Raw genomic sequence first — 17,770 nt, forward strand, 5'->3', positions numbered from 1 at the left:
GGCAGGCCCGGTCGCCGCGCCCGCGGCACAGCGCGGCCGGACGCCGCGCCGCCCGGCGCGGACGGTCGGCGCGCGCGGCAGGCGCCGCGGCGGGCAGATCGGCGGTGCGGGGGGTGCAGCAGGGCATGGCGGGCTCCTCGACCCCGCCGAGATGGGCATCTGCGCCGCGTTTTGCAACCCCCGAGGCCCCGTCACGCGGCTGTGGGTTGATCCCGGGCGGCGGTCGCGCTAGCCGGGACGGCAAACGGTTCCGACAGGAACGGCCATGAGAAGGAACGGGGCATGAACCGCCGCCAGATGCTGATGCTGACCCTGCCGCTGATGGCCGCCCCCGGCCTGCTCGCGGCCGCGCCCGCCGCAAAATCCTCTGCCAAGACCCCGCCTGCCAAGGGCAAGGGCTATGATCCGCAGCCGACCGAGGTGCCGATCCGCGACGGGTTCGAGGTCGGATCGATCGTCGTCGTCTCGGGCGACTACTACCTCTACCACGTCGTCGCCCCCGGCCGCGCCATCCGCTACGGCGTCGCCGTCGGCAAGGACGAGCTGGTGTGGAAGGGCCGCGCGCTGATCGGCCGCAAGGTCGAGTGGCCGTCGTGGAAGCCCACCCCCGCGATGATCGAGCGCAAGCCCGAGCAGTACGGCAAGTGGAAGGACGGGATGCCCGGCGGGCCGAAGAACCCGCTCGGGGCGCGCGCGCTCTATCTCTACACGGCCGGCGGCAACGACACCTCGATCCGCATCCACGGCACGACCGAGCCGGGTTCGATCGGGCGCTCGGTCTCGAACGGCTGCATCCGGATGCGCAACGAGGCGGTGATGGCGCTGTTCGACCAGGTCCCCGTCGGCACCCCGGTCTACGTCTACTGATCCGCCCACGGAGTGACACCCCGTGCCGCTGAGCACGTTCCGCCCTGCCGCGCTCGGGGATCTCGCCGCGGCGGGGTTCGACACCATCATCGACGCCCGCTCGCCCGGCGAATACGCCGAGGATCACCTGCCCGGCGCCATCAACCTGCCGGTGCTGGACGACGCCCAGCGGGCCGAGGTCGGCACGATCTACAAGCAGGTGGCGCCGTTCCAGGCCCGCAAGATCGGCGGCGCTCTGGCGGCGGCCAACATCGCCGCCCATGTCGCCGGGCCGCTGGCCGACCGCGACGGGGCGTGGCGCCCGCTCGTCTATTGCTGGCGCGGCGGCCAGCGCTCCGGCGCCTTCGCCACCATCCTCGACCAGATCGGCTGGCGCACGGCGCGGCTCGACGGCGGGTGGAAGGCGTGGCGCGCCCTCGTCAGCGCGCAGGTCGAAGAGACGGGCTCACCCGCCCCGGTCGCCGTCCTCGACGGCAACACCGGCTCGGCCAAGACCGAGATCCTCGCCCGGCTCGCGGCCCGCGGGGTGCAGGTGATCGACCTCGAGGGCCTCGCCAATCACCGCGGCAGCCTGTTCGGGGCGATGCCCGGCGGGCAGCCCGCGCAGAAGCTGTTCGAAAGCCGGCTGGCGATGGCGCTGGCCGCGCTGGACCCCGCCCGGCCCGTGGTGGTCGAGGCGGAAAGCTCGCGCATCGGCGACCTGATCCTGCCCCGCGCGGTGTGGAAGGCGCTGTGCGCCGCGCCGCGGCTGCGGATCGAGGCGCCGCTCGCCGCCCGCGCCGCCTATACCGCGCAGGCCTATGCCGACGCGGTGGCTGAGCCGGGGCGGGTCGAGGCGACCATCGCCCGCCTCGCCCGGCTGCAACCGGCCGAGCGGATCGCCGACTGGCAGCGCCTCGCCCAGGCCGGCGCGTATGAGGCGCTCGCGGCCGGGCTCATGGCCGACCACTACGACCCACGCTATGGCCGCCAGCGCGCCCGCCACGAGGCCCACGAGCGGGCGGTGATCCCGGTCGCGGCGCTGACGCCCTCGGGGATCGAGGCTGCCGCCGCCGCCGTCGAGGCCGCGCTGCCAGGGCTGTTCGCCGCCGACGCCCCCCAGGCGGACTGACCCGCGCAACGCGGAACGCGGGCCTGTCGCCAGACCCGCGCCCGTGGTTCGGCCGAGACGGCCTCAGTTGCTGGGGGCCATGCCGCCGTGCATCATGTGGTCGTGGTGCATCTGGCCCATGCCGCCCATGCCGCCCATGCCCATCGCCGGCCCCTTCGGCCCGGCGTTGTTGTCGATGGTGACGCTCAGCGGCACCGTGCCGCAGGCGCCGAAGTCGAGCGTCATCGCCACGACCTGCCCCTGCGCCACCGGCGCCTTGGGCTTCATCAGCATGATGTGGTCGCCGCCGCGCTCGAGCGAATGGGTGCCGCCGGCCGGGATGGTCATGGCATCGACCTTGACCATCTTCATCACGCCGCCCTCCTCGAGGTGGGTGTGCAGCTCGGGGGCGTCGAAGCCCTCGGCGGTCAGGCCGGTCAGCTGGCAGTCGGTCGTGCCGGCGTTGGCGATGGTCATGAACGCCGCGCCCACGTCGGGGTTGGTCGAGCGGGCATAGGCGTCGGTGATCGTCAGCACCGACGGGGCGGCGGGGGCCGCTGCAGGCGTCTGGGCCGTGGCGGCCGAGGTCAGCGCGCCGAAGGGCAGGATCGCGGCCAGCGCCGCGGCGGTCAGGAAGGTCCGGGTCATCGGAGGTACCTTTGAAGTCGAAAATGAGGTGAGGGTTCGGTCAGGCGCGCGCCGCGACCGGGGGGCCGCGCGCCTGCGGCCCCGGCATCGCCCGCGCGACCACCGCAGGGCCGGGCACGGCGACGGGCCGTTCGATCCGCGCGACGCGCTGCGGCAGGGCTGGGGGCGGCGCGGCGAAGCCCGCGAGGAACAGCGGCGCCATGTCGGGACAGACCGAGCTGTGCCGCACCGGGGGGGCGCCGTCCGGGCCGGTCTGGACCACCAGCACCGCGCCCCCGGCGCAGAGCACCACCTCTCCGCCCAGCCGCAACTGCCCGCGCGCTGCCCCGAGCCCGAGGCTCGTGACGACCAGAACGCAGATCAGCAGAAGGCGGGTCAGCATCGGCATCCCCCTCTGACTACCCCGCCGCCGGGGCTGCGCCAAGAGCGCCGCCGCCCGCCGCGGCAGAGCGCCGCGGACGACCCTGACCGGCCGGCGGACTTCCGGGCCAGAAAACGCGAAAAACCCCGCCCCCGGTCAGGGGCAGGGCCACGCGAGCACCTCGCGCCGGGGCCAGCCGGCCCCCGGCGCAGCGGCGTCGGGATCAGGCCTTGGCGAGGTCGCGCTTGATCTTCAGCGCGCGGGCCGACAGCTCGTCGTCCTTGGCCTTCGCCAGGAACGCGTCGAGCCCGCCGCGGTGATCGACCGAGCGCAGCGCCGCGGCCGAGATCCGCAGCGAATAGCTTTGCCCCAGCTTGTCCGACATCAGGGTGACGTCGTTCAGGTTGGGCAGAAAGCGGCGGCGGGTCTTGTTGTTGGCGTGGCTGACGTTGTTGCCAGTCATCGGCCCCTTGCCGGTCAGTTCGCAAACGCGCGACATGATCGTTTTCCTTCGTTGCAGCACCCGACCCCGATGCGGCATGGGCGCCGAAGCGGGGGCCGGAAAATGAAAGGGCGCCGCGACGCAGCGCCCGGAAATCCGTTGCGGGGGAATAGGCAAGCGCCGCCCCCCCGTCAAGCCCGAATCGCGCGGTTCCGGCCGCATCCCGGCCCCCGGCCCGAGGCGGCAAACCCTTGGCAAGCCGCCCCCCGCCGCCTACCACTTGCCCCGCCTCCTTCTGCGCCAAAGGCCCGCGATGCCCGACACCTCAGCCGAGACGATCGCCCAGCCCGCCCCCGCACCCGAGTCCGCACCCGAGTCCGCGGCCGCGGCACTCGCCCGGCGGGTGGCCGCGGGCGACCGCCGGGCGCTGGCGCGGGCGATCACCCTGGTCGAGAGCACCCGCCCCGACCACCGGGCCGAGGCGGTGGCGCTGCTTGCCGCGCTGCCCGACCGGCAGGCGCTGCGAATCGGGCTTTCGGGCACCCCCGGGGTCGGCAAGTCCACCTTCATCGAGGCCTTCGGCCTCATGCTCACCGGCCAGGGGCTGCGGGTGGCGGTGCTGGCCGTGGACCCCTCGTCGGCGCGCTCGGGCGGCTCGATCCTCGGCGACAAGACCCGGATGGAGCGGTTGAGCCGCGACCCCGCCGCCTTCATCCGCCCCTCGCCCAGCCGGGCAGAACTCGGCGGCGTCGCGCGCCGCACGCGCGAGACGGTGCGGCTGGCCGAGGCGGCGGGCTTTGACGTGGTGCTGATCGAGACGGTGGGCGTCGGCCAGTCCGAGACGCTGGTGGCCGAGATGTCCGACCTCTTCGTGCTGCTGCTCGCCCCGGCGGGCGGCGACGAGCTGCAGGGCGTCAAGCGCGGCATCATGGAGATCGCCGACCTGATCCTCGTCAACAAGGCCGACGGCGAGCTGCGCCCGACCGCGCTTCGGACCGTGGCCGACTATGCCGGCGCGCTGCGGCTGATGCGCAAGCGCGCGGGCGACCCCGAGGGGTTCCCCAAGGCGCTGCCGGTGTCGGCGGTGGCGGGCGACGGGCTGACGGCGGCCTGGGCCGAGATGCAGGCGCTGACCGACTGGCGCCGCGCCCACGGCGTTTTCTCCGCCCGCCGGGCCGAGCAGGCCGAGGGCTGGTTCCTGGCCGAGGTCCGCGCCGGCCTCCTCGCCCGCCTGGCCGAGGAACCCGCCGCCACCACCCTGCGCCGCCTGGGGGCTGAGGTCGCCGCCGGCCGCACCGACCCGGTGGCCGCCGCCGCCGAGATGCTGGCGACACTCGGGTGACCGCGCCCGTCCACGCCGCCCCCTTCTTTCTTGCCCAAATATCCTGGGGTCCGGGGCAACGCCCCGGTCCGGCGGCCGGGCCCGGCGCCGCGCCGGATGCCGCGCCCGATCCGCGGCCCCGCCGCCGCGCGAATCGGCTAGAGTGAGGCGCATGGACAGCCTCTTTCCCCTCCCCGATCCCGCCACGCTGCACGCGGCCCTGCTGCGCCGCGACCCGGCCTATGAGGGCCGCGCCTGGGTGGGCGTCACGACCACCGGCATCTTCTGCCGCCTGACCTGCCCGGCGCGCAAACCGCGCCCCGAGAACTGCCGCTGGTTCGACAGCCCCGCGGGCGCGGTGGCCGCGGGCTTCCGCCCCTGCCGGCGCTGCCACCCGACCGGCCCCGAGACCGCCGCCGACCCCGCCGTGCAGCAGCTCACCGCGGCGCTCGCCGCCGATCCGGGGCGGCGCTGGACGGAAGCCGACGTGGCCGCGTTGGGCCTCGACCCCTCGACGGTGCGGCGCGCCTTTCGCCGCCACGCCGGGATGACCTTCCTCGAACTCGCCCGCCAGACCCGGCTGCGCGAGGGGATGCGCGGGCTCTCGGCCGGCGTGCCGGTGATCGCGGCGCAGCTCGACGCGGGCTTCGACAGCGCCAGCGGCTTCCGCGACGCCTTCGCCCGGCTCTTCGGCCACCCGCCCGCGGCGATGCGGGGGGGTGAGCCGGGGCTGCGCGCCGACTGGATCGACACCCCGCTCGGCGGGATGATCGCCGTCACCGACCCGCAGCACCTGCACCTGCTCGAGTTCACCGACCGCAAGGGCCTCGCCGCCGAACTGCGCCGGCTGTCGGCGGGCGCGGGCGGGCGGATCGGGCTCGGCCGGACCCCCGTGACCGACGCGACCGAGGCGCAGCTCGGCCGCTACTTCGCCGCCGAAAGCGGGGCGTTCGACCTGCCGCTCAGGCTGCACGGCACGCCCTTCCTGCGCGAGGTCTGGCGCGCGCTCCAGACCATCCCCCCGGGCGAGACGGTCAGCTATGGCGCGCTCGCCGCCCGGATCGGCCGCCCGACCGCGGCACGGGCGGTGGCACGGGCCAACGGGGCCAACCAGATCGCCATCGTCATCCCCTGCCACCGGGTCATCGGCGCGGACGGAACGCTGACAGGCTATGCCGGCGGGCTGTGGCGCAAGCAGGCGCTGATCGGGATCGAGCGCCAACTCGCGGGGCGCTGAGCCGCCCGGCGCGGCCGTACGGACGCGCGACGGGGCCACCGGGCCGCGGGCGTCCTGACGCCACGCCAGCCCCCTGCCCCGCCGCCTTGCGCGAAAACCGCCCCGGCCCTAGATTTGGCGGATCATCCGGCAAGGACACCGCCTCGTGCAGCGCCGCAACTTCATCGGGACGCTCGGCCTTTCGGTCGCAGCCGCCGCGCTCGGCGGGGCGGCCTCCGCGGCGACCCGCGCGGCGCCCCCCGACCTGCCGCGCCACGGCCGGGCGCTGGTGATGGTCGATCGCGCCGGCTGCCCCTACTGCACCGCGTGGAAGCGCGAGATCCTGCCCGGCTACTCCGCCCACCCGACCGGACGCAGCCTGCCGCTGGCGCTCGTGCCGCTCGACGGCCCGTGGCCCGACGGGCTGGCGCTCGCCCGCGCCCCGGCGATCACGCCCACCTTCCTGATCCTGCAGGACCGCATCGAGGTCGCCCGGATCGAGGGCTACCCCGGCGCCCGCCACTTCTGGCCCGAGGTCGAGGCGCTGCTGGCCCGCCCCGCCGCAACGGTGGCGCCATGACCCTGACCACCAGCCCCCGCACCGCCGCGCGAACCGCCCCCCGTGACGGGGCCGAGCCGGTCGCGGACGCCGATCTCCGCGACGGGGCCGCCCCCAACGGCCTTGACCCAAGCACCCCGAACGGCGCCGCACCCGACGCCGACAAGGGCGACCTGACCGGCCGCGTGGGTGAGGCCACCGCGCTCCTCAAGGCGCTCGCCCATGACGGGCGGCTGATGATCCTCTGCCACCTCGCCGCGGGCGAGCGCAGCGTGGGCGAGCTTGAGGCGCTGCTCGACCAGCGCCAGGCGACCGTCAGCCAGCAGCTCGCCCGGCTGCGCGAGGATGGGCTGGTGCAGTGCCGCGCGCACGGCAAGTCGCGGCTCTACAGCATCGCCGATCCGCGCGCGGCCCGGGTGGTGGAGCTGCTCTACGGGATGTTCTGCCGCACCTGACCGCGGCTGCCGCCACCCTTCCGCTGCCCCGGCGGCTGGGCTATGGGGGCGCACCCCTGCCTTGCCGAAAGGACCAGCCCATGCACGACATCCGCGTGATCCGCGACGACCCGACCGGCTTCGACGCCGCGCTGGCGCGCCGGGGGCTGGCGCCCGTGTCGCCGCAGATCCTCGCCCTCGACGCCGAGCGCCGCGCCCGCATCAACGCCGCCGAGACCGCGCAGGCCGCCCAGAACCGCGCCAGCAAGGAGGTGGGGGCCGCCAAGGCCAAGGGCGACGAGGCCGCGTTCGAGCGTCTGCGCGCCGAGGTCGCCGAGACCAAGGCCGAGGTCGCCGCCAGCCGCGCCGCCGCCGAGGCGCTCGACCGCGAGCTGCGCGACCTCTTGATGACCATCCCCAACCTGCCGCTGCCCTCGGTCCCCGAGGGCGCCGACGAGAGCGACAACGTCGAGCTGCGTCGCTGGGGCACGCCGCGCGACTTCGACTTCACCCCCGTCGAGCATTTCGAGATCGCGGGCGTCCGCGGCGGCATGGATTTCGCCACCGCCGCCAAGCTGTCGGGGGCGCGCTTCGTGGTCCTGGCGGGCGCCGTCGCCCGCATCCACCGGGCGCTCGCGCAGTTCATGCTGGACCTGCACGTCGACCGCCACGGGCTGACCGAGACCTGGACCCCGGTGCTGGTCCTGCCCGAGATGATGGAGGGCACCGGCCAGCTCCCGAAGTTCGGCGAGGACAGCTATCAGACCCGCGAAGGCTGGTGGCTGATCCCGACCGCCGAGGTGACGCTGACCAACACCGTGAACGGCGAGCTGGTCGAGGCCGCCACCCTGCCCCGCCGCATGGTCGCCCATTCCCAGTGCTTCCGCTCGGAAGCCGGCAGCGCCGGACGCGATACGGCCGGAATGCTGCGCCAGCACCAGTTCGAGAAGGTCGAGATGGTGTCGATCACCGACGCCGCCGCGGGCCTCGACGAGCACGCGCGGATGACGGGCTGCGCCGAGGCGGTGCTCGAGGCTCTCGGCATCCCCTACCGCACCATCGTGCTCTGCACCGGCGACATGGGCTTCGGCGCGCGCATCACCCATGACATCGAGGCATGGCTGCCCGGTCAGGACCGCTTCCGCGAGATCTCCTCGGTCAGCTATTGCGGCGACTTCCAGGCCCGGCGGATGAACGCCCGCTACCGCCCCGAGGGCGGCGGCAAGCCAGAGTTCGTGCACACGCTGAACGGCTCGGGCCTCGCTGTGGGGCGGACGCTGATCGCGGTGCTCGAGAACGGCCAGCAGGCGGACGGCTCGGTCGAGCTGCCCGCGGTGCTGCACCCGTGGCTGGGCTGCGCCACGCGGCTCTCGCCCGAGGGGCGGCTGGTCTGAGCCGGCGGGGGGCGGGGCGTCGGCCCGGCCGCCCGCTTCAGGTTGTGACCCGGACCAGCACCACGGCCAGCGCCGAGATGCCCAGCACGCAGGCGGTGGCGATGACGATGCTGGCGCCAGCGGTCGCGGCGGCAAAGCCGATCATCGCCCAGATCAGCGCCAGCGCGAAGCTGACCGGCCGGTTCATGGCGAGCTGCCCCCACGCCCCCAGCAGCGCCGCGGGCAGAAGGCCCAGCAGCACCGACCGCTCGACCCCCAGTCCGAAGTGGTGGTGGACATACATGCCCACCGCCGAGGTCGCCGCCATCAGCACCCACCCCGCGATGAACCCCATCGGCAGGTCGCCCACGCCGGGTGGCCGGGCGGGGGGCGCGGCGGCGTCCTCCTCCCACCCGCGCCAGCCGTCGCGGGTTGGCTGACCGTTGGCGATCAGCCCCGCGATCAGCAGCCCGCAGGACAGCGCCGCGAGCGCGAGCCCCGCAAGCGGGGCGGGGTTCAGCACCCACGGCCAGGCCGCGGCGAGCAGCAGGCCGCCGATCTGCATGGCCGGCAGCCGCGCCGGCTCAGGCCCCCGCCGGGGCCGCGCCCCTTGCAGCACCGCGGCGAGGATCACCGCCGCGAGCAGCGCCCAGAGCACCGCGTTCGAGGGCTGCGTCACCGGCCCGAGCAGGTTCGCGCGCGCGGCGGGCTCGACATCCGCCAGCGTCTGGAACGCCACTCCGGCCCGGTCGAGCACAGCGCGCTCGGTATGCAGCTCTCCCCTCAGGGTCGAGGTCCGCAGCGCCGTCAGCAGCGCCGAGATCGCGAAGGATCCGGCGGCAAAACTCTCGGCAGTGGCGAGCGCGGTGCGAGTCATGCTGGGCCAACGACGCGCCCCGCGAGTCGGGTCCGCGGGACGGGTGAAAATTACCCGTGAGGAGTCGGGAACTCTCCCGGACGGGGTGTCGGCGCGGGGGCTGCGTGGCGCTGGTGCGGGCGCGGGGCGGGCAGATGGATGACGTGTGACGATGCGTCACCGGAGCGCGAGGCGCTTTGGTCGCTGGGATGACACGCCGGGGCCGGGCAGCGGCACGAAGGGAAGAGAGGCGTGAGATGTGAAGGGAGCGGAACGTCATCGGATAATCGGACGATCCGATGATCAGGTGATCAGGGGGGGGTGATCAGGCAAAGGTCGCCCAGCGCGGGAAATCCGGTCACGTGCGTCTCCCGTGGCCGGCTGAGCCGACCGGTCATGTGCTCAGTCCAAGACCGGCAGCGACCCCGGCGGCACGATCATGCCCTGGGACACTCCCCAAGACCTCCGACACTCCCAATAGATGAGTTCCGCCGCGAGACGTCAGCCGCCCGCTGCGCTCCCACCCGCCCGTTTCCGCCTCCCACATCCGTTGGTGGCTTTGAGCCGACACCCTCCACGGCGACCCCCGCCTCGAAAGCTGACGACCCACCGCACCGCATCGCCCCGCGGCCCGCGCACCACTCGCCCCCGTCCCCCGCACTGCCCGCATCCGCCCCGCACTCGTCCCCCTCCTCTCCCCCTTCCCCCCGCGCAACCTTTGCGCCATGACACCGCGTCCGCCCCGCCCCAACCGACGCAACCATGCTCACCATCCTCTTCGACGGCCTCGCCTACGGGATGCTACTCTTCGTCCTCGCCGTCGGCCTCTCGGTGACGATGGGGCTGATGAACGTCGTCAACCTCGCGCACGGGGCCTTCGCGATGCTCGGCGGCTATGTCACCGCGCTGCTCGTCGGGCGGGCGGGGGTGCCGTTTCTCGCCACGCTGCCGCTCGCCTTCGTGGCCGCGGCGGTGGCGGGTGGGGTGGCCGAGCGGCTGGTCTTCCGCCCGCTCTACCGGCGGCCGCATCTCGATCAGGTGCTGGCCTCGATCGGGCTGGTCTACGTCGCCATGGCCGCGGCGAGCTGGCTGATCGGGCCGCAGCCGCAGCTCATCGCCCTGCCCCAGTGGCTGCAGGGCCGGATGATGCTGGGCGAGGTCGGCATCGGCCGCTACCGCCTGTTCGTGATCGTCGTCTGCCTCGGCCTCGCGGCGCTGCTGCATCTCGGGTTGGTCCGCTCGCGCTTCGGGCACAGGCTGCGGGCGGCGGTGGACGATCCCCGCGCCGCGCGGGGGCTGGGGATCGCCCCGGGGCCGATCCTTGCCGCCACCTTCGCGGTCGGCTCGGGGCTGGCGGGGCTCGGCGGGGCGCTGGGGCTTGAGCTGATGGGCGTCGATCCGTCCTATCCGCTGCGGCTCATGGCGCTGTTCCTGATGGTCGTCGCGGTGGGCGGGACCGAGGGGCTGGCCGGGCCGCTGATGGCCGCGCTGCTGATCGGGGTCGCGGACACGGCGGGGAAATACTACCTGCCGGCGCTGGGAGGGGTGACGATCTACCTCGTCATGATCGCCGCGCTGGTGCTGCACCCGCAGGGGCTTGCGGGGCGGCGGGCATGAGCGGGACGGGCACTCATACGCCGGGCTCACGCCCGACGGGGATGACCTGCGGGCGCCTGATCCGCACCGCCCTGTGGCTCGTCGCGGGGGCGAGCCTCGCGCTGCCCGGCCACCACCTGATCGCCACCGAGATCGCCATTCTCGCCCTCTTCGCGCTGTCGCTCGACCTGATCCTCGGGTTCGCCGGCATCCTGTCGCTCGGCCACGGCGCCTTCTTCGGGGTCGGCGCCTACACGGCGGGCCTCGTCTCGACCCGCTGGACGGCCGAGCCGCTCACGGGGCTCGCGCTCGCGGCGGGGGCGGCGGGGCTGCTGGGGCTGGTCACCGGGCCGCTGCTGGTGCGGCGGGCCACGGACCTCTCGCGGCTGATGGTCACGCTGGCGGTGGCGATGCTGGTCCACGAGGCGGCGAACCGCGCGGGCGGGCTGACCGGCGGCGCGGACGGGTTGCAGGGCATCCTGACCGCCCCGCTGCTGGGCCGGTTCGAGTTCGACCTCGCCGGGCGCACCGGCCACGCCTATGCGCTGGTGGTGCTGGCGGCGGGGGTGCTGGTCGCCACCCGCGTCACCGGCTCGGGCTTCGGGCTGGCGCTCAGGGCGATCCGCGACAACCCGCTGCGGGCGGCGGCGGTGGGGGTGCCGGTCGGGCGGCACCTCGTCGCGGTCTATGCGCTGTCGGCGGCGATGGCCGGGGTGGCGGGGGCGCTGATGGCGCAGACGACGATGTTCGTCTCGCTCGATGCGGTGGCGCTGCACCGCTCGGCCGAGGTGCTGATCGTGCTCGTGCTCGGCGGCACCGGCTGGGTCTATGGCGGGCTGCTGGGCGCGCTGGTCTACCGGCTGGCGCAGGACGGGCTGGCGACGCTTTCGCCGGCCTACTGGCAGTTCTGGATGGGGCTGCTGCTCATCGCCGCGGTGCTGATCGGGCGCGAGCGGATCGCCGCGGCCCTGCGCGGGAGGCGCGCATGACCGCGGCGCTCGAGACGCAGGGGCTGGGGCTCGACTTCGGGGGCGTGCGGGCGGCGGACGGGGTGAGCCTGAGCCTCGCCCCCGGCGCGCGGGCGGCGCTGATCGGGCCGAACGGGGCGGGCAAGACGACGCTCGTCAACCTGCTCTCGGGGGCGCTGCGGCCGGCGCGGGGGCGCATCCTGATGGGCGGGCGCGACGTGACCCGCGCGGGCCCGGCGGAGCGGGCGCAGGCGGGGCTGTCGTGCAGCTTCCAGGTGGCGCAGCTCTTCCCCACCCTCACCCCGGCCGAGTCGGTCGCGCTCGCCATCCGCGCCCGGCGAGGGCGTCAGGACGCCGCCGCGCGCGCCGCCGAGACCGCGGCGCTGCTCGGCCAGTTCGCGCTGACCGAGGTCGCCGATCGCCCCGCGGGCCAGCTCGGCTACGGCCAGCAGCGGCTGGTGGAGCTTGCCATCGCGCTCGCCGGCGGCCCGTCGGTCCTGCTGCTCGACGAACCCGCCGCCGGGCTGGCCGAGGCCGAGCGGCAGGCCCTGCGCGCCACCCTCGCGGCGCTGCCGCGCAGCGTCTCGGTACTGCTGGTCGAGCATGACATGGACCTCGTCTTCGCCTTTGCCGAGCGGATCGCGGTCATGGCCGCCGGCCGCATCATCGCCGACGGCCCGCCCGAGGCCATCGCCGCCGATCCCGCCGTCCGCGCCGTCTATCTGGGCGAGGCCGCCGATGCCTGAACTGCTCACCGTCGAGGGGCTGGGCGCCGGCTACGGCGCGGTGCAGGTGCTGCGCGAGGTCTCGCTGACCCTTGGACCGGGCGAGGGGCTCGCAGTGCTGGGCCGCAACGGGGCCGGCAAGACGACGCTGATCGAAACCCTCATGGGCCTGACCAACAGCTTCGCCGGGCACATCACCCTCGGCGGGCGCGACCTGACGGCGCTGCCGCCCGAGGCGCGGGCGGCGGCGGGGCTGGGCTGGGTGCCGCAGGGCCGGCGGGTGTTCCGTTCGCTCAGCGTGGCCGAGAACCTGACCGCCACCGCCCGCCCCGGCCCCTGGACGCAGGCGCGGGTCGAGGCGCTGTTCCCGCGCCTCGCCGAGCGGCCGGCGCAGCCGGCGGGGGCGCTGTCGGGGGGCGAGCAGCAGATGCTCGCCATCGGCCGGGCGCTGATGCTGAACCCGGCGGTGCTGCTGCTCGACGAGCCGACCGAGGGGCTTGCGCCGGTCATCGTGCAGGGGCTGGCCGGGGTGGTCGCCGGCCTGCGGGCCGAGGGCATGGCGATGGTGATCGTGGAACAGCACGCCCGGCAGGCGCTGGCGCTGACCGACCGGGCGCTGATCCTCGCCCGCGGGCAGGTGGTGCTGGCGGGCGACAGCGCCGCGCTGGCCGCCGATCCGGCGATCATTGCGGCCCATCTGGGCGCCGTGGGGTCCGGCCGGGCCGCGGCGGGTTGAAGCGTAAGGGGCCCGCGCCGTAACGTGGCGCGGGGCGGACGGCGCGAGGGGCAGCGTGGCAGACGAGCGACTGACGATGACTTCCGGCGCGGCCCCCGGCCCGCAGCGCCCCTGCGCGGCGGCGTCCGCATGACCGGCCGGCGCATCGCGGTGATCGGGTCCAATAACCACGACCTCGTCACCTACGTCACACGGATGCCCGTCCCGGGCGAGACGGTCGAGGCGCCCGGCTTCGAGATGGGCTTCGGCGGCAAGGGCGCCAACCAGGCCATGGCCGCCGCCCGGCTGGGCGCGCGCGTCACGATGGTCACCTGCGTCGGCGACGACATGTTCGGCACCGCGACGCTGGCCAATTTCGCGCAGAACGGCATCGACGCCACCCATTGCCGGGTGGTCCCCGGCACCCCCTCGGGCGTGGCCCCGATCTTCGTCGAGCCGTCGGGCGAGAACGCGATCCTCATCGTCAAGGGCGCGAACGCGGCGCTCTCGCCCGCCGACATCGACGCGGCGGCGGACGACCTCGCCGGCTGCGGGCTGATGCTGCTGCAGCTCGAGGTGCCGCTCGAGACGGTCCATCACGCCGTGGCCTTCGCCGCGCGGCACGGGATCACCTGCATCCTGAACCCCGCCCCGGCGATGCCGCTGGACTTCGCGCGGCTCGCGGGGCTCGACTATCTCGTGCCGAACGAGACGGAGCTGGCGCTGCTGACCGGGATGCCGGTCGAGACCGAGGACCAGATCGCCGCCGCCGCCCGCGCGCTGATCACCCGCGGGGTGCGGCAGGTCATCGTCACGCTCGGCGGCCGCGGGGCGCGGCTGGTCACGGCGGACGCCGTGCAGGTGATCCCGCCGGTCGCCGTCATGCCGGTCGACACCACCGGCGCGGGCGACGCCTTCATCGGCAGCTTCGCCGCCTTCCTCGCCCAAGGCGCGGCGCCCGAGGCCGCGCTGACCCGCGCCGCGCGCTACGCCGCCGACAGCATCACCCGGCGGGGCGCCCAGAAATCCTATGCCAGCGCCGCGGACTTCGCGCGGTTCGAGGCCGAGCACGAGGCCAGACCATGACCGACAGCCCCTCTCGCAACCCCGGCATGGCGCTGGACGAAAGCTGGTTCGACGCCGTCCGCGTCAACCGCCCCGCGGCCGAGCGGCGCGCCGCCCAGATCGGCACCCGACGCGGGGTGAAGAAGGCGCATCAGGCGGCCTGGCTCGTCCACGCCATCCGCTGCATCGACCTGACCACGCTGGCGGGCGACGACACGGCGGGCCGGGTCCGCCGGCTCTGCGCCAAGGCCCGCGCGCCGCTGCGCCCGGACCTGGTCGAGGCGCTGGGGATCGGCGACCTCGGGCTGACCACCGGGGCGGTCTGCGTCTATCCGACGATGGTCCCGCACGCCGTCGCGGCGCTCGAGGGGTCGGGCATCCCCGTCGCCTCGGTCGCCACCGGTTTCCCGGCCGGCCTCATGCCGCTCAAGCTGCGGCTGGCAGAGATCGAGTGGGCCGTGGCCGAGGGCGCGGCCGAGATCGACATCGTGATCACCCGCGAATACGCGCTGACCGGCCAGTGGGACCGCCTGCATGACGAGATCGCCGCCATGCGCGCGGCGTGCGGGCCGGCGCACATGAAGGCGATCCTCGCCACGGGCGAACTCGGCACGCTGACCAACGTCTATGCGGCCTCGATGGTGGCGATGCAGGCGGGGGCGGATTTCATCAAGACCTCGACCGGGAAAGAGGCGGTCAATGCCACGCTGCCCGTGGCCCTGACCATGATCCGGGCGATCCGCGACTATCAGGACCGCACCGGCACCCTGATCGGCTACAAGCCCGCAGGCGGCCTCAGGACCGCGAAAGAGGCGACCGTGTGGCTGTCGCTCATGCGCGAGGAGCTGGGGCTGCGGCACATGCAGCCCGACCTGTTCCGCATCGGCGCCAGCTCGCTCTTGGCCGACATCGAGCGGCAGATCGAACACGCCGTGACCGGCCGCTACGCCGCGCTCAGCCACCATGCGACGGCCTGAGGGGGACGCCATGAACATCACCGAACTGCTCACCACGATGGATTACGGACCGAACCCCGAGGCCGCGGACGAGGCGCAGGCGTGGCTTGACGCGCGCGCCGACTGGCCGGGGCATTTCATCGGCGGCGCCTTCCGCCCCGACCCCGCCGCGCCCCTGATCGAGGTCGAGAACCCCGCCACCCGCGCCGTGCTGGCGCGGATGCCGCAGGCCGCGGCCGAGACGGTGGATGCCGCGGTGGCCGCCGCCCGCGACGCGCTGCCCGGCTGGCAGGCGCTGGGGCCGCAGGGCCGGGCGCGGGTGCTCTATGCGCTGGCGCGGCATTTGCAGCAGCGGGCGCGGTTCCTCGCCGTGCTCGAGACGATGAACAACGGCAAGCCGATCCGGGAAAGCCGCGACATCGACCTGCCGCTGGCGGCGCGGCACTTCTATCACCACGCCGGCTGGGCTGCGGCGCTCGAGGCCGAGTTTCCCGGCGCCGCGCCCTGGGGGGTCTGCGCGCAGGTGATCCCGTGGAACTTCCCGCTGCTGATGCTGGCGTGGAAGATCGCCCCGGCGCTGGCCGCGGGCAACACCGTGGTGCTGAAACCGGCCGAGCAGACGCCGCTCACCGCGCTCGCCTTTGCCGAGCTCTGCACCGAGGCGGGGGTGCCGGCGGGGGTGGTCAACATCGTCTTCGGCGCGGGCGAGACAGGCGCGGCGCTGGTCGCCCACGAGGGCGTGGACAAGGTCGCCTTCACCGGCTCGACCGAGGTCGGCCGGGCGATCCGCCGCGCCACGGCGGGGTCGGGCAAGGGGCTGACGCTGGAACTCGGCGGCAAGTCGCCCTTCGTGATCTGCGCCGACGCCGACCTCGAGGCCGCGGTCGAGGGGGTCGTGGACGGCATCTGGTTCAACGGCGGGCAGGTCTGCTGCGCGGGCTCGCGGCTTCTGGTGCAGGAGGGCATCGCCGAGCGCTTCCACGCAAGGCTGCGCGACCGGCTGGCAAGGCTGCGGGTTGGCGATCCGCTGGACAAGTCGACCGACATCGGCGCCATCGTCTCGGCCGAGCAGCTCGACCGCATCGCCGGGCTGGTGGCCTCGGGCGAGGCCGAGGGCGGCACGCTGCACCGCGCCGACGCGCCCCTGCCCGAGACCGGCCATTTCTGCGCGCCGGGGTTCTTCACCGGCAGCGAGGCCGCGTCGCGCGTGGCGCGCGAGGAGATCTTCGGCCCCATCGCGGTCTCGATGACCTTCCGCACACCGGACGAGGCGGTGGAACTCGCCAACAACACCGCCTATGGCCTCGCCGCCTCGATCTGGTCCGAGAGCCTGACGACCGCGCTCGACCTCGCGGCGCGCATCCGGGCGGGGGTGGTGTGGGTGAACGGCACCAACCTGCTGGACGCCGCCGCCCCCTTCGGCGGGATGAAGGAAAGCGGCTTCGGCCGCGAGGGCGGGCGCGCGGGGCTGGCGGGGTATCTGCGCCCGGGCGGGGACGCGGATGCGGCGGCCCCCGACCCCGGCACGGCGGTCGATTTCGCCACCCCGACTGCGGGCACGCCGCCGGCGGACGAGGGGATCGACCGGACGCTCAAGCTCTATGTCGGCGGCAAGCAGGTGCGCCCCGACGGCGGCGGCAGCTATGCGGTGACCGACGGCCAGGGGCGGCTCGTGACGCTGGCCGCGCGGGCCAACCGCAAGGACGTGCGCAACGCGGTCGAGGCGGCGGTCAAGGCCGGGGCCTGGGCGCGGATGACCGGGCACGGGCGGGCGCAGGTGCTGTATTTCTGGGCCGAGAACATGGACCAGCGCCGGGCGGGGCTCACGGACAGCCTGACCCGCGCCGGGCTGTCGGCCGAGGCCGCGGCGGCCGAGGTTTCCGCGTCGATCGACGCGCTGATCCTCGCCGCGGGGCTCGCCGACAAGATCGGTGGCGAGGTCGCGCAGGTGGCGCAGGACCGCATGGTGGCGCTGGCGATGCGCGAGCCGTGGGGCACGGTGGGGCTGGTCTGCGGGGAGGCCGCGCCGCTCTCGGGGCTGGTCGCGGCGGCTGGGGCGCTCATGGCGGCGGGCAACCGCGTGGTGGCCATCCCGGCGCCGCGGCACGCGCGGGCGGCGGGCGATCTGGCGCAGATCCTCGCCACCTCGGACGTGCCGGGCGGGGCGCTGAACCTGCTCACCGGCGATCCCGCCGAACTCGCCCCGGCGCTGGCGTCGCATGACGAGGTCGACGCGCTCTGGCTCGCCGACCCGCGGCTGCGCAAGGCCGCCGAGACCGCCGCCGCGGGCAACCTCAAGCCGGTTGTCGTGGCCACCCCCACCCCCGACGCAGCCGGGGTGCGGCGGATGCTGGACGCGGCCACGCAGCGCAAGACGGTGTGGATTCCCTACGGCGCCTGAGAGCGCGTCCCTGACATTCTTCCTGCGCAAATATCCTGCGGGGGAATGAACGCTTGCGTTCATGGGGGGCGCACAGCCCCCCTTCGGCGCACGGCACACTCGCCCCCGGCGACCCCTTGCGCGACTCAGCCGACAGGCGTAGAGCCGCAGGCGGGACACCCCTCCCCACCGAGGGGC

The 17,770-nt window shown here is 74.5% G+C and carries 18 protein-coding genes; 14 read left to right on the top strand and 4 right to left on the bottom strand.

From position 1 onward, the window contains the following. The first annotated feature begins 282 nt into the window (after positions 1-282). Both ACFHYO_RS09535 and mnmH read left to right on the top strand, forming a co-directional pair. A complete protein-coding gene (locus tag ACFHYO_RS09535) occupies positions 283-867 on the top strand; it encodes a L,D-transpeptidase (protein ID WP_036701524.1) in 585 nt (194 codons plus the stop codon). 22 nt (positions 868-889) lie between these two features. Beyond that, positions 890-1,978, top strand: a complete 1,089-nt coding sequence (gene mnmH / locus ACFHYO_RS09540; protein WP_394320015.1) for a tRNA 2-selenouridine(34) synthase MnmH — start codon at positions 890-892, stop codon at positions 1,976-1,978. A 63-nt stretch (positions 1,979-2,041) separates the two neighbouring features. On the opposite strand, the gene ACFHYO_RS09545 is transcribed toward mnmH, so the two are convergent. The 3 genes from ACFHYO_RS09545 to rpmB all read right to left on the bottom strand — a co-directional run bounded on the left by ACFHYO_RS09545 (position 2,042) and on the right by rpmB (position 3,465). Continuing rightward, positions 2,042-2,605: a copper chaperone PCu(A)C gene (locus tag ACFHYO_RS09545; RefSeq protein ID WP_394320017.1), complete on the bottom strand. Its 564-nt coding sequence runs from the start codon at positions 2,603-2,605 to the stop codon at positions 2,042-2,044. A gap of 40 nt (positions 2,606-2,645) precedes the next feature. Then, positions 2,646-2,987 (bottom strand): hypothetical protein, encoded by a 342-nt coding sequence (locus ACFHYO_RS09550; protein WP_394320019.1) that lies wholly within the window; start codon positions 2,985-2,987, stop codon positions 2,646-2,648. 202 nt (positions 2,988-3,189) lie between these two features. After that, positions 3,190-3,465: a 50S ribosomal protein L28 gene (rpmB, locus tag ACFHYO_RS09555; protein ID WP_036701520.1), complete on the bottom strand. Its 276-nt coding sequence runs from the start codon at positions 3,463-3,465 to the stop codon at positions 3,190-3,192. A gap of 256 nt (positions 3,466-3,721) precedes the next feature. Between rpmB and meaB the strand changes: the two genes are divergently transcribed. From meaB to serS, 5 genes are all read left to right on the top strand, one after another. After that, the gene (meaB, locus tag ACFHYO_RS09560) at positions 3,722-4,750 is read left to right on the top strand and encodes a methylmalonyl Co-A mutase-associated GTPase MeaB (protein WP_394320021.1); all 1,029 of its coding nucleotides are present in this window, start codon (positions 3,722-3,724) and stop codon (positions 4,748-4,750) included. A gap of 151 nt (positions 4,751-4,901) precedes the next feature. Further along, the gene (locus tag ACFHYO_RS09565) at positions 4,902-5,966 is read left to right on the top strand and encodes a bifunctional transcriptional activator/DNA repair enzyme AdaA (protein ID WP_394320023.1); all 1,065 of its coding nucleotides are present in this window, start codon (positions 4,902-4,904) and stop codon (positions 5,964-5,966) included. 145 nt (positions 5,967-6,111) lie between these two features. Continuing rightward, positions 6,112-6,525 carry a thioredoxin domain-containing protein gene (locus ACFHYO_RS09570; RefSeq protein WP_394320025.1) on the top strand — a complete coding sequence of 138 codons (414 nt, stop codon included), beginning with the start codon at positions 6,112-6,114 and terminating at the stop codon, positions 6,523-6,525. Positions 6,526-6,677: 152 nt separating this feature from the next. Next, complete coding sequence (locus ACFHYO_RS09575; RefSeq protein ID WP_036712782.1) at positions 6,678-6,959, top strand: ArsR/SmtB family transcription factor; 282 nt, start codon at positions 6,678-6,680, stop codon at positions 6,957-6,959. A gap of 80 nt (positions 6,960-7,039) precedes the next feature. Beyond that, positions 7,040-8,332: a serine--tRNA ligase gene (gene serS / locus ACFHYO_RS09580; protein WP_394320027.1), complete on the top strand. Its 1,293-nt coding sequence runs from the start codon at positions 7,040-7,042 to the stop codon at positions 8,330-8,332. Between the two features lie 37 nt (positions 8,333-8,369). Here serS and ACFHYO_RS09585 read toward each other — a convergent pair whose 3' ends face one another. Continuing rightward, on the bottom strand, positions 8,370-9,188 hold the full coding sequence (locus ACFHYO_RS09585; RefSeq protein WP_394320029.1) for a hypothetical protein: 819 nt from the start codon (positions 9,186-9,188) through the stop codon (positions 8,370-8,372). A gap of 741 nt (positions 9,189-9,929) precedes the next feature. On the opposite strand from ACFHYO_RS09585, the gene ACFHYO_RS09590 reads away from it, so the two are divergent. The 7 genes from ACFHYO_RS09590 to ACFHYO_RS09620 all read left to right on the top strand — a co-directional run bounded on the left by ACFHYO_RS09590 (position 9,930) and on the right by ACFHYO_RS09620 (position 17,593). After that, a complete protein-coding gene (locus ACFHYO_RS09590; RefSeq protein WP_394320031.1) occupies positions 9,930-10,784 on the top strand; it encodes a branched-chain amino acid ABC transporter permease in 855 nt (284 codons plus the stop codon). Further along, positions 10,781-11,752: a branched-chain amino acid ABC transporter permease gene (locus ACFHYO_RS09595; RefSeq protein ID WP_394320032.1), complete on the top strand. Its 972-nt coding sequence runs from the start codon at positions 10,781-10,783 to the stop codon at positions 11,750-11,752. The genes ACFHYO_RS09590 and ACFHYO_RS09595 overlap by 4 nt, the downstream gene beginning before the upstream one ends. Further along, positions 11,749-12,477, top strand: a complete 729-nt coding sequence (locus tag ACFHYO_RS09600; RefSeq protein ID WP_394320034.1) for an ABC transporter ATP-binding protein — start codon at positions 11,749-11,751, stop codon at positions 12,475-12,477. Before ACFHYO_RS09595 ends, ACFHYO_RS09600 begins: the two co-directional genes overlap by 4 nt. Then, positions 12,470-13,192 (top strand): ABC transporter ATP-binding protein, encoded by a 723-nt coding sequence (locus ACFHYO_RS09605; protein WP_394320036.1) that lies wholly within the window; start codon positions 12,470-12,472, stop codon positions 13,190-13,192. Before ACFHYO_RS09600 ends, ACFHYO_RS09605 begins: the two co-directional genes overlap by 8 nt. A 129-nt stretch (positions 13,193-13,321) precedes the next feature. Then, a complete protein-coding gene (gene rbsK, locus ACFHYO_RS09610; protein WP_394320038.1) occupies positions 13,322-14,257 on the top strand; it encodes a ribokinase in 936 nt (311 codons plus the stop codon). Beyond that, the gene (gene deoC / locus ACFHYO_RS09615; RefSeq protein WP_036703687.1) at positions 14,254-15,213 is read left to right on the top strand and encodes a deoxyribose-phosphate aldolase; all 960 of its coding nucleotides are present in this window, start codon (positions 14,254-14,256) and stop codon (positions 15,211-15,213) included. Before rbsK ends, deoC begins: the two co-directional genes overlap by 4 nt. Positions 15,214-15,223: 10 nt before the next feature. Further along, positions 15,224-17,593: an aldehyde dehydrogenase family protein gene (locus ACFHYO_RS09620; protein ID WP_394320040.1), complete on the top strand. Its 2,370-nt coding sequence runs from the start codon at positions 15,224-15,226 to the stop codon at positions 17,591-17,593. Positions 17,594-17,770 lie beyond the last annotated feature (177 nt).

Origin of the sequence: Paracoccus panacisoli (assembly GCF_042435015.1) — a bacterium.
Taxonomy (GTDB): domain Bacteria; phylum Pseudomonadota; class Alphaproteobacteria; order Rhodobacterales; family Rhodobacteraceae; genus Paracoccus; species Paracoccus panacisoli.

Bases quoted from the DNA above. Each gene is read 5' to 3' on its own strand.
- ACFHYO_RS09535 (WP_036701524.1), top strand. From the start codon at position 283: ATGAACCGCCGCCAGATGCTGATGCTGACCCTGCCGCTGATGGCCGCC.
- ACFHYO_RS09545 (WP_394320017.1), bottom strand. From the start codon at position 2,605: ATGACCCGGACCTTCCTGACCGCCGCGGCGCTGGCCGCGATCCTGCCC.
- ACFHYO_RS09550 (WP_394320019.1), bottom strand. From the start codon at position 2,987: ATGCTGACCCGCCTTCTGCTGATCTGCGTTCTGGTCGTCACGAGCCTC.
- rpmB (WP_036701520.1), bottom strand. From the start codon at position 3,465: ATGTCGCGCGTTTGCGAACTGACCGGCAAGGGGCCGATGACTGGCAAC.
- meaB (WP_394320021.1), top strand. From the start codon at position 3,722: ATGCCCGACACCTCAGCCGAGACGATCGCCCAGCCCGCCCCCGCACCC.
- ACFHYO_RS09565 (WP_394320023.1), top strand. From the start codon at position 4,902: ATGGACAGCCTCTTTCCCCTCCCCGATCCCGCCACGCTGCACGCGGCC.
- serS (WP_394320027.1), top strand. From the start codon at position 7,040: ATGCACGACATCCGCGTGATCCGCGACGACCCGACCGGCTTCGACGCC.
- ACFHYO_RS09585 (WP_394320029.1), bottom strand. From the start codon at position 9,188: ATGACTCGCACCGCGCTCGCCACTGCCGAGAGTTTTGCCGCCGGATCC.
- ACFHYO_RS09590 (WP_394320031.1), top strand. From the start codon at position 9,930: ATGCTCACCATCCTCTTCGACGGCCTCGCCTACGGGATGCTACTCTTC.
- ACFHYO_RS09595 (WP_394320032.1), top strand. From the start codon at position 10,781: ATGAGCGGGACGGGCACTCATACGCCGGGCTCACGCCCGACGGGGATG.
- ACFHYO_RS09600 (WP_394320034.1), top strand. From the start codon at position 11,749: ATGACCGCGGCGCTCGAGACGCAGGGGCTGGGGCTCGACTTCGGGGGC.
- ACFHYO_RS09605 (WP_394320036.1), top strand. From the start codon at position 12,470: ATGCCTGAACTGCTCACCGTCGAGGGGCTGGGCGCCGGCTACGGCGCG.
- rbsK (WP_394320038.1), top strand. From the start codon at position 13,322: ATGACCGGCCGGCGCATCGCGGTGATCGGGTCCAATAACCACGACCTC.
- deoC (WP_036703687.1), top strand. From the start codon at position 14,254: ATGACCGACAGCCCCTCTCGCAACCCCGGCATGGCGCTGGACGAAAGC.
- ACFHYO_RS09620 (WP_394320040.1), top strand. From the start codon at position 15,224: ATGAACATCACCGAACTGCTCACCACGATGGATTACGGACCGAACCCC.